11 protein-coding genes are annotated in these 15,193 nt (G+C 72.0%); 8 read left to right on the top strand and 3 right to left on the bottom strand.

Translation table 11 applies throughout. The features are described from left to right. The 3 genes from ACFVYF_RS18530 to ACFVYF_RS18520 form a co-directional block, all read right to left on the bottom strand. Nucleotides 1–399 (bottom strand): RidA family protein, encoded by a 399-nt coding sequence (locus ACFVYF_RS18530; protein ID WP_389456516.1) that lies wholly within the window; start codon nucleotides 397–399, stop codon nucleotides 1–3. 73 nt (nucleotides 400–472) lie between these two features. After that, nucleotides 473–2,062 carry an alpha/beta hydrolase gene (locus tag ACFVYF_RS18525; RefSeq protein ID WP_389456514.1) on the bottom strand — a complete coding sequence of 530 codons (1,590 nt, stop codon included), beginning with the start codon at nucleotides 2,060–2,062 and terminating at the stop codon, nucleotides 473–475. 153 nt (nucleotides 2,063–2,215) lie between these two features. Continuing rightward, complete coding sequence (locus tag ACFVYF_RS18520; protein ID WP_389456513.1) at nucleotides 2,216–3,247, bottom strand: Rv2578c family radical SAM protein; 1,032 nt, start codon at nucleotides 3,245–3,247, stop codon at nucleotides 2,216–2,218. A gap of 160 nt (nucleotides 3,248–3,407) precedes the next feature. Here ACFVYF_RS18520 and ACFVYF_RS18515 point away from each other — a divergent pair, with 160 nt between their 5' ends. The 8 genes from ACFVYF_RS18515 (at nucleotide 3,408) to ACFVYF_RS18480 (ending at nucleotide 15,166) form a co-directional block, all read left to right on the top strand. Beyond that, nucleotides 3,408–3,851 carry an SRPBCC family protein gene (locus tag ACFVYF_RS18515; RefSeq protein ID WP_389456511.1) on the top strand — a complete coding sequence of 148 codons (444 nt, stop codon included), beginning with the start codon at nucleotides 3,408–3,410 and terminating at the stop codon, nucleotides 3,849–3,851. 266 nt (nucleotides 3,852–4,117) lie between these two features. Then, nucleotides 4,118–6,499, top strand: a complete 2,382-nt coding sequence (locus tag ACFVYF_RS18510) for an MFS transporter (protein WP_389456509.1) — start codon at nucleotides 4,118–4,120, stop codon at nucleotides 6,497–6,499. A gap of 160 nt (nucleotides 6,500–6,659) precedes the next feature. Further along, a complete protein-coding gene (locus tag ACFVYF_RS18505; protein WP_389456507.1) occupies nucleotides 6,660–9,131 on the top strand; it encodes a SpoIIE family protein phosphatase in 2,472 nt (823 codons plus the stop codon). Nucleotides 9,132–9,272: 141 nt separating this feature from the next. Continuing rightward, nucleotides 9,273–10,010 carry a class I SAM-dependent methyltransferase gene (locus tag ACFVYF_RS18500; protein WP_389456505.1) on the top strand — a complete coding sequence of 246 codons (738 nt, stop codon included), beginning with the start codon at nucleotides 9,273–9,275 and terminating at the stop codon, nucleotides 10,008–10,010. 55 nt (nucleotides 10,011–10,065) lie between these two features. Beyond that, complete coding sequence (locus tag ACFVYF_RS18495) at nucleotides 10,066–10,899, top strand: M55 family metallopeptidase (RefSeq protein WP_389456504.1); 834 nt, start codon at nucleotides 10,066–10,068, stop codon at nucleotides 10,897–10,899. Next, nucleotides 10,892–12,241, top strand: a complete 1,350-nt coding sequence (locus ACFVYF_RS18490; RefSeq protein WP_389456502.1) for a M20/M25/M40 family metallo-hydrolase — start codon at nucleotides 10,892–10,894, stop codon at nucleotides 12,239–12,241. Before ACFVYF_RS18495 ends, ACFVYF_RS18490 begins: the two co-directional genes overlap by 8 nt. A gap of 13 nt (nucleotides 12,242–12,254) precedes the next feature. Beyond that, complete coding sequence (locus tag ACFVYF_RS18485; protein WP_389456500.1) at nucleotides 12,255–14,240, top strand: LpqB family beta-propeller domain-containing protein; 1,986 nt, start codon at nucleotides 12,255–12,257, stop codon at nucleotides 14,238–14,240. Then, complete coding sequence (locus ACFVYF_RS18480) at nucleotides 14,237–15,166, top strand: LD-carboxypeptidase (RefSeq protein WP_389456498.1); 930 nt, start codon at nucleotides 14,237–14,239, stop codon at nucleotides 15,164–15,166. The genes ACFVYF_RS18485 and ACFVYF_RS18480 overlap by 4 nt, the downstream gene beginning before the upstream one ends. The last annotated feature ends 27 nt before the right edge of the window (nucleotides 15,167–15,193 follow it).

Genomic DNA, 15,193 nt, shown 5'->3' with positions numbered 1-15,193 from the left:
TCACTCGCTCACGACCGCGTAGGCCTCGATCTCCATCAGGAACTCGGGGCGGACCAGCGCGGCGACCTGGACCGCTGACGCGGCGGGCAGGCGATCGGGGGAGAGGTGGGCGTCGCGGGCCGCGCGGATCGCGGGCATGTGGGCCATGTCCGTGACGAAGAAGGTGAGCTTGACGACGTCGTCGAACGTCGCGCCGGCCGCGGCCAGGCAGCGGCGCAGGTTCTCGAAGACCTGACGGGCCTGCGCCGCCGGGTCGCCCTCGCCGACGAGCTTGCCGTCCTCGTCCAGGGCGAGTTGGCCGGACACGGCCACGAAGCGGCCCGTGCCCATGACGACGTGGGTGTACGCGGCGGCGGGGGCGACCCCGTCGGGGGCGGGAATGCGGATCAGCTCGCTCATGCGTCCATGGTGGACCACGGGTCCGATAACGCCCCCGACGGGTGAGGCCTGCACCGGCCGTACGGCCGGGAGTTCAGCCCCGGAAGCCGAGCATCCCGTGCAGGAACGAGCCGCGTGAGGCGGTGGACGCCTTGGTGCTCAGCGGCTTCGGCTCGGGCAGCCGCTTGCACACCGCGTCGGTCTCGCCGCCGCCGCGCGGCACCGTGCCGTCGGTCAGATACGCCGCCAGGTACTTGTCCAGGCAGGCGTTCCCGCTCAGGGTGATCCCGTGGTTCCCGCCGCCCTGCTCGACCACCAGGCTGGAGCCGCGCAGTTGGTCGTGGACGGTGACGCCGCCCTGGTAGGGCGTGGCCGCGTCGTTCGTCGCCTGGAAGAGCAGCGTCGGCGGCAGCGCGTCGTTGGCGATGTCCACCGTCCGCAGCGAGTCCGTCGGCCAGAAGGCACAGGGTGCGTTGTACCAGGCGTTGTTCCAGGTCATGAAGGGAGCCTGCTCGTACACCGCCCAGTTGTCCTTGCGCCACTGCTCCCAGTCCCGCGGCCAGGAGGTGTCCCGGCACTGCACCGAGGCGTAGACGCTGTAGCCGTTGTCGGCCGCGGAGTCGACCGCGCCGAGGCTCTTGTACGCCGCGACGAGCGGGCCGTCCTTCTTGCCGTTCACATAGGACGCGAAGGCCTGCGCGAGACGGGGCCAGTATCCGTCGTAGTACCCGCCGGGGATGAAGGTGTCCTCCAGCTCGGAGGCGCCGACCTGCTGCTGCGCGGGCTTCTTGGCGAGGGCCGCGCGCATCTTGTACCACTTGGCCTCGACCCCGGCCGGGTCGGTGCCGAGGCGGTACGTGCTGTGGTGCCGGGCGATCCATGTCATGAAGGCCCGGTGCCGGTCGTTGAAAGCGCGGTCCTGCTGGAGGTTGTCGTCGTACCACACACCCGTGGGGTCGACGATGGAGTCCAGCACCAGGCGGCGGACCCGGTCCGGGTGGAGCTTGGCGTACACGGCGCCCAGATAGGTGCCGTACGAGTACCCGAAGTAGTTGATCCGCGCGGCCCCGAGCGCGAGCCGGATCGCCTCGATGTCCTCGGCCGCGCTGACCGTGTCGATGTACGGCAGCAGCTTCGCGTACTTGGTGCCGCACGCCTCGGCGAAGGCCCGGGCGCGGTTGAGGTTGGCCTTCCAGCCGGCCCGGGTGAGCGGCACGGTGTCCGGGCGGACCGGCGTGAAGTGCCCCGGCCGGCAGTTCAGGGCGGGCCTGCTCGCGCCGACGCCGCGCGGGTCGAAGCCGATGACGTCGTACTGCGCCGCCACCTTCTTCGGCAGCGAGGAGGCCACGAAACCGGCCAGCCGCAGACCGCTGCCACCGGGCCCGCCCGGGTTGACCAGCAGCGGCCCCTGGTAGGTCGTCGCAGTGTGCGGCACCCGGGACAGGGCGAGCGTGATGCGCTCGCTGTACGGGTTCGTGTGGTCCAGGGGCACCTTCAGGGACGCACACTGGAGCGTCGGATAGTCGCTGGTGCCGCACTTCTTCCAGGTGAGGTGCGCCGGGTCGGCGGTGCGGGTGGTGCGCGGTGCGGTCGCGGCACCGGCGCGCGCGTCGGCGGGGGTCGAGGTGACCATCCCGGCCAGCACGGCGGCGGTACCGCACAGAGCGGCTGCGCGTCTCTTCATGGGGCCTCCCAGGCGGAGGACGTGGGCCGTGCACACCACGGCCTTCGCCGCATCGTCCCGGGGAGGACGCCCGGAAGAACTCGTTCTGATCAGACTTGACCCGATTGAGCGGCGCGATGCGCTCGGATGCCGTCAGAGCGGCCTCGGACCTCGTCAGAGCAGCGTCAGCTGAGTCGGTCCCGCCGGAGCCGGTTCCGGCGCGGTGATCCTGCGGGACATGCCCGCGCGCGTGGGGCCGATGCCGTACTCCCGGGCCAGCTCGTGGACCTGACGGGTGATCCGGCGCTGGTACCACTTCGGTGCATACGCGCCCTCCGCGTACAGGCGCTCATAGCGGCGCACCAGATGTGGGTGGTGGTGCCCGAGCCAGGCCATGAACCACTCCCGGGCGCCGGGCCGCAGATGCAGCACGAGCGGGGTCACGGAGGACGCCCCGGAGGCCGCGATCGCCCGCACGGTGGCGCGCAGTTGGTCGGGGTGATCGCCCAGGAAGGGGATCACCGGGGCCATCAGGACCCCGCAGTCGATGCCGTGCTCGCTGAGCGTGCTGACGACGTCCAGGCGGCGCTCCGGCGCGGGTGTGCCCGGCTCGACGGTGCGCCACAGCTCCGTGTCCGTGAAGCCCACGGAGACGGAGATCCCGACGTCGGTGATCTCGGAGGCCTGCTTCAGGAGGTCGAGATCGCGCAGGATCAGCGTGCCCTTCGTCAGGATGGAGAAGGGGTTCGCCTGGTCGCGCAGGGCGGCGATGATGCCGGGCATCAGCCGGTAGCGGCCCTCGGCCCGCTGGTAGCAGTCCACGTTGGTGCCCATCGCGATGTGGTCGCCGTGCCAGCGGCGCGAGGCGAGCTGGCGGCGCAGCACCTCGGGGGCGTTGACCTTGACCACGATCTGGGAGTCGAAGTCGAGCCCCGTGTCGAGGTCCAGATAGCTGTGGGTCTTGCGGGCGAAGCAGTACACGCACGCGTGCGTGCAGCCCCGGTACGGATTGACCGTCCATTCGAAGGGCATCCGTGACGCCCCCGGCACCCGGTTCACGATCGACCGGGCCCGGATCTCGTGGAAGGTGATGCCACGGAACTCAGGGGTGTCGAACGTACGGGTGGTCACCGCGTCCGCGCCGAACAGCGCGGCGTCCCGGGCGCGGTCCCCGGCGGGGTCCACTGTGAGGTTCTCCCAGCGCATGAGGCCTCCTCGATAGCACTGACCACAGAATAGAACACATGTTCCCTTGATCGTGCGAGCCTCTTTTTCCGCACCCGGTACCGACCCCGATTTGGGCGGCTCGGGCGCCGGGTGGTTGGCTGACGGCACACCCCGAAGAACCAAGTGCTGGAGGAAGTCAATGGCGCAGGTCGAGGCCACTACGGAACGGGTCGTCGCGGCGGACGCGGAGGCGGTGTTCGACGCCCTGGCGGACTACAGCGGCACGCGCGCGAAGCTGCTGCCCGAGCACTTCAGCGAGTACGAGGTGCGCGAGGGCGGCGACGGGGAGGGCACCCTCGTCCACTGGAAGCTCCAGGCCACCAGCAAGCGCGTCCGCGACTGCCTCCTGGAGGTCAGCGAGCCGACCGACGGCGAGCTCGTCGAGAAGGACCGCAACTCCTCGATGGTCACCACCTGGCGGGTCACCCCGGCCGGCGAGGGCAAGGCGCGCGTCGTCGTCACCACCGTCTGGAACGGCGCCGGCGGCATCGGCGGGTTCTTCGAGCGCACCTTCGCGCCCAAGGGGCTCGCCCGGATCTACGACGCGGAGCTCGCCAAGCTCGCCGCCGAGGTCGAGAAGTAGCGGTGGTCGCCCAGCTCGCCGCCGGGGTCGAGAAGTAACCGGGCGGTGACTCGGAACTGGTCTTCCGAGGCTCGGAGTTGGCCCTCCGGGCGACTTTCGAACTCACCGTTTCGAGTGGTTTTCAGTGCGGCTCCGTTGTACGCCGTAGGGCTCCGACCGGCGGTTACGTCCGCTCGGCCGGGGTGAGTGGCGACTCGTCGCGCTTGCTCCCAGTTGTCGCGTAATGCGAGAAATGGGCGGCGCAGGCGCGACGAGGGGAGCGGTACGTGGGCGGGACGACGCTGGTGGAGATCGAGCAGGAGGCGGCTCCCGTCGCCGGCCTGCCACCCAGGGACCCCGCACCGGGCGGGCCGGCCCTCAGCCCCCGCCGGATCCGCCTGGTCTTCATCGGGCTCATGCTCGCGCTGCTCCTCGCGGCGCTCGAGCAGATGATCGTGGCCACCGCCCTTCCGAAGATCGTCGGTGAGCTGCACGGCCTGGACAAGATGTCCTGGGCGATCACCGCCTACCTCCTCACCTCCACGGTCGGACTGCCCGTCTACGGCAAGCTCGGCGACCTCTATGGGCGCAAGGGCGTCTTCCAATTCGCGATCGTCGTCTTCGTCATCGGCTCCGCGCTCGCCGGGCGGGCGCAGAGCATGGACCAGCTGATCGCCTTCCGCGCCGTGCAGGGTGTCGGCGCGGGCGGTCTCATGATCGGCGTGCAGGCGATCATGGCGGACATCGTGCCGCCGCGGGAGCGCGGCCGCTTCATGGGCCTCATCGGTGCCGCGTTCGGCCTCGCCTCGGTCGCGGGCCCGCTCCTGGGCGGCTATTTCACCGACCACCTCTCCTGGAGGTGGTGCTTCTACATCAACGTGCCCTTCGGTCTGGTCACGCTGGCCGTCGTCACCGTCGTGCTCAAACTCCCCAAGCCCACCGCCAAGGCGCGCCTCGACGTGCTCGGGGTGCTGCTGCTCGCCGCCGCCTCCACCTGCCTGGTGCTGCTCACCAGCTGGGGCGGCACCGAGTACGCGTGGGGCTCACGCGTCATCCTGGGGCTCGGCGCGGGCGCGGTCGCCGCGGCACTGCTCTTCCTCGTCGCCGAGCGCTTCGCGCCCGAACCCCTCATCCCGCTGCGGCTGTTCAGGGACGGCGTCTTCAACGTCACGGCGCTCGTGGGCCTGGTCATCGGCATCGCCCTGTTCGGGGCCGCCAGTTACCTCCCGACCTTTCTCCAGATGGTCGACGGGGCCTCGGCCACCGAGTCCGGTCTGCTGATGCTGCCCATGATGGGCGGCATCGTCGGCGCCTCGGTGATCTCCGGGCAGCTCATCAGCCACACCGGCCGCTACAAGATCTACCCGGTCCTCGGCAGTGCCCTGGCCGCCCTCGGCATGTGGCTCCTGTCGCGGCTGGAGGCCGACACCCCCCGGCTGCACTACAGCATCTGGATGGCCGTACTCGGCGCCGGCATCGGCATGGTCATGCCGGTCCTGGTGCTCGCCGTGCAGAACTCCGTGCGCCCGGCCGACCTCGGCACCGCGACCAGCGCCAACAACTACTTCCGGCAGATCGGCGGCAGCGTCGGCGCGGCGGTCTTCGGCACCCTCTTCGCGAACCGGCTCGCCGACGCGCTCGAAAAGCGCCTCCCCACGCGCGCGGGTGAGGCGCTTCCGGACCCCGAGTCCATCACCCCGCAGCTCGTCCACACGATGCCCGCCGCGCTGCGCGACGGCTACATCCAGGCATACACCGACGCCATGCCGCGGATCTTCCTCTACCTGGTGCCGGTGCTCGTCCTCGGCCTGCTCATCGCCTTCTTCCTCAAGGAGAAACCGCTGGTGTCCCACAACGCCCCCGCCGAGTCCGCACCCCTCACCCAGGTCCCCCAGGCGCGGTCGTACGCCGCCGGGGTCCCCGTCTGCGGCACGGTGCAGCACCCGGACGGCACCGTCGTACCGCGCGCCGCGCTCACCCTCATCGACGTGGCGGGCCGGCAGATCGGGAGGGGCGCCAGCGCCGAGGACGGGCGGTACGCGCTGTCCACGCCCGGCTCGGGGGCCTACGTCCTGATCGCCGCGGCCGGCGGCCACCAGCCGCAGGCGGTGTCGGTGACCGTCGGGGAACGCCCGGTGGAACTGGACGTGGTGCTCGGTGGCGCCGGGCGCCTGGCCGGCAGCGTGCTGACCGCCGACGGCACCCCCGTACGGGAGGCCATCGTCACCCTCACCAACGTCCACGGCGAGGTCGTGTCCACCACCCGCAGCGGACGCGAAGGGGGCTATGTGATCACCGAGTTGGTCGCGGGCGAGTACACCCTGGCCGCGAGCGCGCCCGCGTTCCGCCCGACCGCGCTGCCCGTCACGGTGCAGGCCGCGCGGGAGACCCGCCAGGACATCGAACTCGCCGGTGGTGCGGTGCTGCGCGGCACGGTACGGGCGGGCGGCGGGCGGCCCGTCGAGGACGCGCGCGTGACGCTCCTCGACGCCGCCGGCAACGTCGTGGACACGCTCACGACCGGCAGTGACGGAACGTTCCGGTTCGTCGACCTCTCGTCGGGCGAGTACACCGTGATCGCCGCCGGATATCCGCCGGTTGCCACTGTGCTGCAAGTGGCCGGAGGGGGCAGGACGGAACGCGATCTCCAACTGGGGCACGAGGACTGACCGTTGCTCCGGGTGCCTGCTCAGGGCGGCCGTCACCCACCGCCGGATCCGCTCCCGTCGGAGGGAATTCGAGCATTGGCGCACATCGCAACCGGCCATCGCCGTACCGTGAGACGACGACGCAGATCTTGCGGATCCGTGGGGAGAGAGGGCCTGAGCCATGGACCGTGGCACCGAAACCGGCGCCCACACCGGCTCCGCGGCCGGAGCGGACACCACGGCGCGGACCGGCGCTGCCGGGCGCATTCCGCTGGCCGTGGTCGTCGTGGACCGCGAGGGCCTGGTGTCCCACTGGAGCACGGGCGCACGGCGCCTGTTCGGTGCCGCCAGGGAGGACGCGCTCGGCCGGCCCGCCGTCGACCTGCTCCCCGTCTCCGGCGCCCTTCCCGGGGACGACGACTCCGCAACACTCCTGGACGCCTACGGCCCCTACGACGTGTTCGACGGACTGGGCCCCGGCCTGGAGTCCTCGCTGGGCGGCCGCGCCTCCTACCCGGCCGCGGGCCGGGCCCGGATCTCCGGTCCCCAGCAGGAGCGGCTGGACATCCTGTGGTGGGCCTACCCGCTGGTCGGCCCCGGACCCGCACGGCTGCTGGTGCTCGCCGCGGACGCGGCCCGCCTCCAGGCCGTTCGCGGCTACGACGACGAGATCGTCGAACGCATCGCCCCCGGCTTCGCCCGCTACACCGAACTGCCCGGTCCTGACGAACTCGCCAAACGGCTGCCCGAGATCCTGCCGAACATGGGACCGGAGCTGAGCAGCCGTATCGTCTCGCAGGTCCTCGAACTCGGTTATCCCGTACTGGAGTTCAGCCAGTACGACCGGGTGCCCGTGACCCCGGACTGGGGAGTGCCGCGCCGTCCGGGCCGGCAACGGTCCACGGCCCGGATCCAGACGTCGGCCCAGCCGGTCGTGCCCCTGGGCGCCGAGCACGACCTGGAGTACGCGGCGGTCCGCGAGCGGCTGGAGTTCCTCAACGAGGTCAGCACCGGCATCGGTTCCTCGCTCGACCTGGGTGAGACCATCCGTGAGGTCACCAGCGCCGCCGTGCCGCGCTTCGCCGACTTCGCGGGTACGCACCTGCGCGCGGCGGTGCTCGCCGGCGAGGGGTTCCCGGACGGCCCGCCGGACGTCACCACCGTCTGGCACCGCGTCTGGGTGGAGCACAACGACGAACCCGGCCGCTGGGACGACACCGTGCCGGTCGGCGAGGCCATCGCCTTCCCCGAACACACGCCGTTCTTCCAGTGCATGAGCACCGGAGAGCCGGTGCTCATCCCGCGGATCAGCGAGGAGCTGGCGAACCGCATCTCCGGAGAGTTCGAGAAGCGCGATCTGCGCCCGCTCATCAGCGACCGCTCGATGCTGATCGTCCCGCTCAAGGCCCGCAACGTGGTACTCGGCTTCATGGTGCTGATGCGCCGCAGTGACCGTGCGGCCTTCGACGGCATGGACCGCACGACGGGCGCCGAACTCGCCGCCCGCGCGGGCCTGGTGCTCGACAACGCCCGCATGTACACCTACCAGGAGAACGTCGCCGAGACCCTCCAGGACAGCATGCTGCCCCAGGTGGCGCCGCGGATGGCCGGCTGCGACATCGCGACGCGCTATCTGCCCGGCGCCCGGCTCGGCCGGGTCGGCGGCGACTGGTTCGACACGATCAAATTGCCCGGCTCGCGCACCGCCTTGGTCGTCGGCGACGTCATGGGTCACGGGCTCAACTCCGCTGCGATGATGGGGCAGTTGCGGACGGCCGTGCAGACCATGGCCACCATGGAGACCCCGCCCGCCCAGCTGCTGCGCAACCTCGACGACCTGGCCCGGCGGCTCGGCGAGAACTACCTCGCGACCTGTCTGTACGCGGTGTACGACCCGATCCGCGCGGAACTGCAGCTGTCCAACGCCGGACACATCCCGCCCGTACTGGTGCGTGCCGAGGACGGCAGCAGCGAGCTGCTGGACCTGCCGACCGGCGCTCCCATCGGCGTCGGTGGGGTTCCCTTCGAGACCGCGGTGGTGCGAGTCGCCCCCGGGGACCGGCTCGTGCTGTGCACCGACGGACTGGTGGAAGTGCGCGGAGCCGACATCGGTGAGGGCCTCGCCGCGCTCTGCGAGTCCGCGGCCCACCCCGCCGCCTCCATGGACGACGCCTGCGACACCATCATCCGCGCCCTCAACCCCAGCGGCGGACGCAAGGACGACGTGGCCCTGCTCATGGCCCGGCTCAACGGCGTCCCGGGCGGGGATGTGGCCGAGTGGCGGCTGCCGCGCGAGGCCGCCGAGGTGGCCCACGCCCGGCGGCTCGTCCGCGGCCGGCTGCGCGCATGGGGCCTGGACGCCGCGGTGGAGACGGCGGAACTGCTGGTCAGCGAGGTCGTCACCAATGCCGTACGGCACGGCTCGGGTGAGAGCGTCGGGCTGCGACTGGTCCGCACCGACGCGCTGCTGTGCGAGGTCACCGACGACGAGCCCGGCCTGCCCGCGCTGCTCGGCGCGGGCGTGTACGACGAGTCGGGCCGCGGACTGCGTGTGGTCAGCCGCCTGGCGCGGGAGTGGGGCGCCAGTGCCTCCGGACACCACAAGACGGTGTGGTTCGAGCAGGCCCTGACACCCGGCGGGCGTCACTCCTGACGCCTCAGGGGGCGTCCGGGGCGCGCGGGGGCGCACCGGCGCGCGCGGGCTCGAATTTCCGGTGAAGGAAGACGATTCCCCCTTGCCGCGCACCCGGCGGTCGCGATATCCCGATCATGACGCCGACCCCCGGGAGCACGCATGAACGTCTCGCAGGATTACCGGAACGCTTGGGAGAGCTACTGGCAGGAGACCTCCGATGCGCCCGGAGAGGCGATCTGGGACTCGGCTCCCGCCCTCGCCTCGGTGCCGCACACCGAGTTACTCCTGCCCCATGCGGACGCCGCGCGCACCATCGTCGACCTCGGCTGCGGCAACGGCACCCAGACGCGCTACCTCGCCACCCGCTTCGCGCACGCCGTCGGCGTCGACCTGTCGCACGCCGCCGTCGACCACGCCCGCCGCGCCGCCGAGGAGGACGGCAGCGCCGCCGAGTTCCAGCAACTGGACCTCACGGACAGCGAGGCGGTACGCGCCCTGCACTCCCGGCTCGGCGACAGCCATGTCTACATGCGGGCCGTCATCCACCAGAGCGAGCCGCACGCCCGGGTCGCGGTGGCAAGCGCGGTCGCCGAGCTCATCGGCGCGCAGGGCCGGGCCTTCGTCGTGGAACTGACCTCGGCCTCACGCCAGGTCCTGCAACGGGCTGCGGAAGGCCCGGCGGGCCCGCCGCCCAAGCTGCGCCGGGTCTTCCACCACGGTCTGAAGCCCGCCGACGCCGCGGACGAAGAGATTCCGCGCCTGCTGCGCGAGGTCGGTCTGACGATCCTCGACAGCGGTGACACGGCCCTGCCGCAGACCGAGTACATGGCGGACGGCACCCGTATCGACCTGCCCGCACGCTGGTTCGTCCTGGCGGGGCGCGACACGACCGGGTGAGGAGTTATCCACAGGTCTGTTCCCCGCTCGACGGATGCGCGTACGGTTTCGAGGCATGAAGATCCTCATCAGCGCCGACATGGAGGGCGCCACGGGTGTGACCTGGCCGGCCGACGTGCTGCCGGGCACACCGCAGTGGGAGCGGTGCCGCTCGATGTTCACCTCCGACGTCAACGCCGCCGTGCTCGGTTTCTTCGACGGCGGCGCCGACGAGGTGCTGATCAACGAGGCGCACTGGTCGATGCGGAATCTCCTCCTGGAGCAGCTGGACGAGAGAGCGGAGATGCTGACCGGCCGGCACAAGTCGCTGTCCATGGTGGAGGGCGTGCAGCACGGAGACGTGGACGCCATCGCCTTCGTCGGCTATCACGCGGGCGCCGGCATGGAGGGCGTCCTCGCGCACACCTACCTCGCCAACTCGATCACCGGCGTGTGGGTCAACGGCGTCCGGGCCAGCGAGGGCCTGCTCAACTCCCATGTCGTCGCGGAGTACGGGGTGCCGGTCGTCCTGGTCACCGGCGACGACGTGGCCTGCGAGGACGCGCTCGGGTACGCGCCCGGGGCACTGAAGGTCGCCGTCAAGGACCACGTGTCGCGCTACGCGGCGGTGTGCCGGACCCCGGGGCGCACCGCCGCCGACATCCGCGCGGCGGCCAAGGAGGCGGCGGCGCTCGCCGTGCGGCACGAGCCGGTCAGGGGCGGCCCGTTCACCGTGGCCCTGGAGTTCGACGCCGAGCATCTCGCCATGGCCGCCACCGTCGTGCCGGGTGTCGCGCGCACCGGCGAGCGGAAGGTGGCGTACACCAGCGAGACCATGTACGAGGGCATCCGCGCCTTCAAAGCGGTCACCACGATCGTCTCGGCCGCGGTGGAGGAGCAGTATGGCTGAGCACACGGCGGGGCAGGCGGCTCCCGGGGCGGCCGACCGGATCGGCGGACAGTCACTCGACGAGGTCGTCCGGTTCACCTCCGACCTCATCCGCATCGACACCACCAACCGGGGCGGCGGGGACTGCCAGGAGCGCCCGGCCGCCGAGTACGCCGCCGAGCGCCTCGCCGAAGCGGGCCTGGAGCCCACGCTCCTGGAGCGCACCCGGGGCCGGACGAACGTCGTCGCACGCATCGAGGGCACCGACCCCTCGGCCGACGCCCTGCTGGTGCACGGTCATCTGGACGTGGTGCCCGCCCGGGCCGAGGACTGGAGCGTGCATCCGTTCTCCGGGGAGATCCGCGACGGAGTGGTCTGGGGCCGCGGCGCGGTCGACATGAAGAACATGGACGCGATGATCCTCGCGGTCGTCCGCCGGTGGGCCAGGGACGGCGTCCGGCCCCGGCGCGACCTGGTGATCGCGTTCACCGCCGACGAGGAGGCCAGCGCCGAGGACGGCTCGGGTTTCCTGGCCGACCGGCACCCCGGGCTCTTCGAGGGCTGCAGCGAAGGCATCAGCGAGTCGGGGGCGTTCACGTTCCACGACGGCGCCGGCAGAGAGCTCTACCCGATCGCGGCGGGCGAGCGCGGCACCGGCTGGCTCAAGCTCACCGCGCGCGGCCGGGCCGGCCACGGCTCCAAGGTGAACCGCAGCAACGCGGTCACCCGGCTGGCCGCCGCCGTCGCCCGCATCGGCGCCCACGAGTGGCCGCTTCGGCTCACCCCCACCGTGCGCGCCGCACTCACCTCACTCGCCGCGGTGTACGGCATCGACGGCGACCTGGAGGACGTCGACGCGCTGCTGACGAAGCTGGGCCCCGCCGCCGCGCTCGTCGAGCCGACCGTCCGCAACAGCGCCAACCCGACCATGCTGGAAGCCGGTTACAAGGTCAATGTCATTCCCGGGGAGGCCGTGGCATACGTGGACGGCCGGTTTCTGCCCGGTGGCGAGGACGAGTTCCGCACGACTCTTGACCGGCTCACCGGTCCCGACGTGGAGTGGGAGTTCCACCACCGCGAGGTGGCACTCCAGGCGCCGGTGGACTCGGCGACGTACGCGAGGATGCGCGCGGCCGTCGAGGAGTTCGCGCCCGAGGGGCATGTGGTGCCGTACTGCATGTCGGGCGGCACGGACGCGAAGCAGTTCTCGCGCCTCGGCATCACCGGATACGGGTTCGCGCCGCTCAGACTTCCGGAGGGCTTCGACTACCAGGCCCTCTTCCACGGGGTCGACGAACGTGTCCCAGTCGAGGCGCTGCACTTCGGCGTCCGTGTCCTCGACCGATTTCTGCGCACGGCCTAGCGAAGTGGGGGACATGGTGCAGACCCTGGCGTACGGTGCGTGGCCTTCGCCCATCGACGCGGCGCTCGCCGCCGCGCACGACGGGCGGCCCGAGTTCGTCGGCTTCGTGGGGGAGGAGGCGTGGTGGACGGAGCCACGCCCCACCGAGAGCGGCCGCCGCACACTCGTCCGCAGACGGGCGGACGGCGCGGAGGAATCACTGCTCCCCGCCCCGTGGAACGTACGCAGCCGGGTCATCGAGTACGGCGGGCAGCCGTGGGCCGGGATCATGCGCCCGGCCGGACCCCTGGTCGTCTTCGTCGACTTCGCCGACCAGCGGCTGTACGGGTACGAACCCGATGCCGCCGACGCGCGGCCACGTCCGCTCACGCCCGTCTCCTCCGTGGGCGGCGGGCTGCGCTGGGTGGACCCTCAGCTGCGGCCCGAGCGCGGCGAAGTGTGGTGCGTCCTGGAGGAGTTCACGGGGGAGGGTTCCACGGACGTGCGGCGGGTCGTCGCCGCGGTGCCGCTGGACGGCTCGGCCGCCGAGGACCGGGACGCGGTCCGTGAACTCACCGGTGACGAGCACCGGTTCGTCACCTGCCCCCGTCTCTCGCCGGACGGGCGGCGCGCCGCCTGGCTCGCCTGGGACCACCCGCGCATGCCGTGGGACGGCACGGAGCTGGTCGTCGCCGAGGTCGCCGAGGACGGCACCCTGCACGAGGCACGCACTGTCGCGGGCGGCCCCGAGGAGTCCATCGCCCAGGTCGACTGGGCGGCCGACGGCAGCCTGCTCTGCGCCGGCGACCGCACCGGCTGGTGGAATCTGTACCGGATCGGGGACGACGGCCGTCGGACCGCCCTGTGCAGCCGTGCGGAGGAGTTCGGCGGACCGCTGTGGCGGATCGGGCAGCGCTGGTTCGCGCCGCTGGACGGCGGCCTGATCGCGGTCGTGCACGGCCGGGGTGCCACCACGCTCGGCATACTCGACCCCGAGACCGGCGAGGTGGTGGACGCGGCCGGACCCTGGACGGAGTTCACCCCGACGCTCGCCACGCACGGCACCCGGGTCCTCGGCATCGGCGCCAGCCCCCGCAGCGCGTACGAGGTCGTCGAGCTGGACGCCCGCACCGGCCGCGCCCGCGTGATCGGCGCCGGGCACGACGACCCGGTGGACCCCGCGTACTACCCCGAACCGCAGATCCGCACCTTCACCGGCCCAGCCGGCCGTGACATCCACGCCCACATCTATCCGCCCCACCACCCGGACCATGTCGCGCCGGGCGACGAGCTCCCGCCGTACGTCGTGTGGGCGCACGGCGGTCCGACGAGCCGCGCGCCGCTGGTCCTCGACCTGGAGATCGCCTACTTCACCTCGCGCGGCATCGGTGTCGCCGAGGTCAACTACGGCGGTTCGACCGGGCACGGCCGGGAGTACCGCAACCGGCTGCGCGAGCAGTGGGGCGTGGTCGACGTGGAGGACTGCGCGGCCGTCGCGCTCGCGCTGGCGGAGGAGGGCACCGCGGACCGCGCCCGGCTCGCCATCCGCGGGGGCAGCGCGGGCGGCTGGACGACGGCCGCCTCTCTCGCGGCCACCGACGTCTACGCCTGCGGCACGATCCTCTATCCCATCCTCGACCTCAGGGCATGGGGTTCGGGAGAGACCCACGACTTCGAGTCGCAGTATCTGGAGACGCTGGTCGGGCCGCTCGCCGAGGTGCCGGGCCGGTACGCCGAGCGTTCGCCCGCCGCGCACGCCGACCGCATCACCGCGCCCTTCCTGCTCCTCCAGGGCCTCGACGACGTCATCTGCCCGCCCGCGCAGTGCGAGCGGTTCCTCGCCGGACTGGAGGGCGAGGGGCGGCGCGTCGCGCACGCCTACATCGCCTTCGAGGGCGAGGGCCACGGCTTCCGCCGGGCCGACACGATGGTGCGGGTGCTGGAGTCCGAACTCTCCTTGTACGCCCAGGTCTTCGGACTGAATCCGCCGGGTATCCCCACTCTGGAGCTGCTGAAGTGAAGCCCCTGACCCGTCCCGCACGCCTCGCACCCGGCGCCCGGGTCGCCGTCGTCGCACCCAGCGGTCCCGTTCCCGAGGAGCGGCTGGAGGCGGGCCTCGACCTGCTGCGGGGCTGGGACCTCGACCCGGTCGTGGCCCCCCATGTCCTGGACCGGCACGCCGAGTTCGACTACCTCGCGGGGACCGACGCCCACCGGGCCGCCGACTTCCAGGCCGCCTGGTGCGACCCGGACGTGGCCGCCGTCTTCTGTGCCCGTGGCGGATACGGCGTGCAGCGCATGGTCGACCTCCTCGACTGGGACGCGATCGCGGCGGCCGGCCCCAAGGTGTTCCTGGGCTTCAGCGACATCACGGCGCTGCACGAGGCATTCGCGGCGCGCGTCGGTCTGGTCACCCTGCACGGGCCGATGGCGGCCGGCATCGACTTCCTCAAGAACGCGCGGGCGCAGGAGCATCTGCGGGCGACGCTCTTCGAGCCGGAGACGGTCCGCACCATCGTCGCGCCCGGCGGCGGCAGCGCGCTCGTGCCGGGGCAGGCCCGGGGCGTCCTGCTCGGCGGCTGTCTTTCGCTGCTCGCCGCGGAGCTGGGCACCCCGTACGCCCGGCCGAGTGCGCGGGGCGGGCTGCTCTGCCTGGAGGACGTGGGCGAGGAGGCGTACCGCCTGGACCGGTATCTCACCCAGCTCCTGCGCGCGGGCTGGTTCGACGGGGTCGCCGGGATCCTGCTCGGCTCCTGGGTGGACTGCTCGCCCTCCGCGCAGGTGCGGGCCCTGCTGGCCGACCGGCTCGGCGGGCTCGGGGTGCCGGTCGTGGAGGAGTTCGGCTTCGGGCACGGCGAGGGGGCGCTGACGATTCCGTTCGGGGTGGCGGCCGAACTGAACGCGGTCGCGGGCACGTTGACGCTGGAGGAGCCCGCGCTGGCCTGAGCCGCAGCACCCGGAAAGGTATAGGGG

The organism is Streptomyces sp. NPDC058274, from assembly GCF_042881375.1.
Taxonomy (GTDB): domain Bacteria; phylum Actinomycetota; class Actinomycetes; order Streptomycetales; family Streptomycetaceae; genus Streptomyces.
The sequence above is the reverse complement of the archived record's forward strand: the minus strand, read 5'-3'. Positions and strand labels throughout refer to the sequence as shown.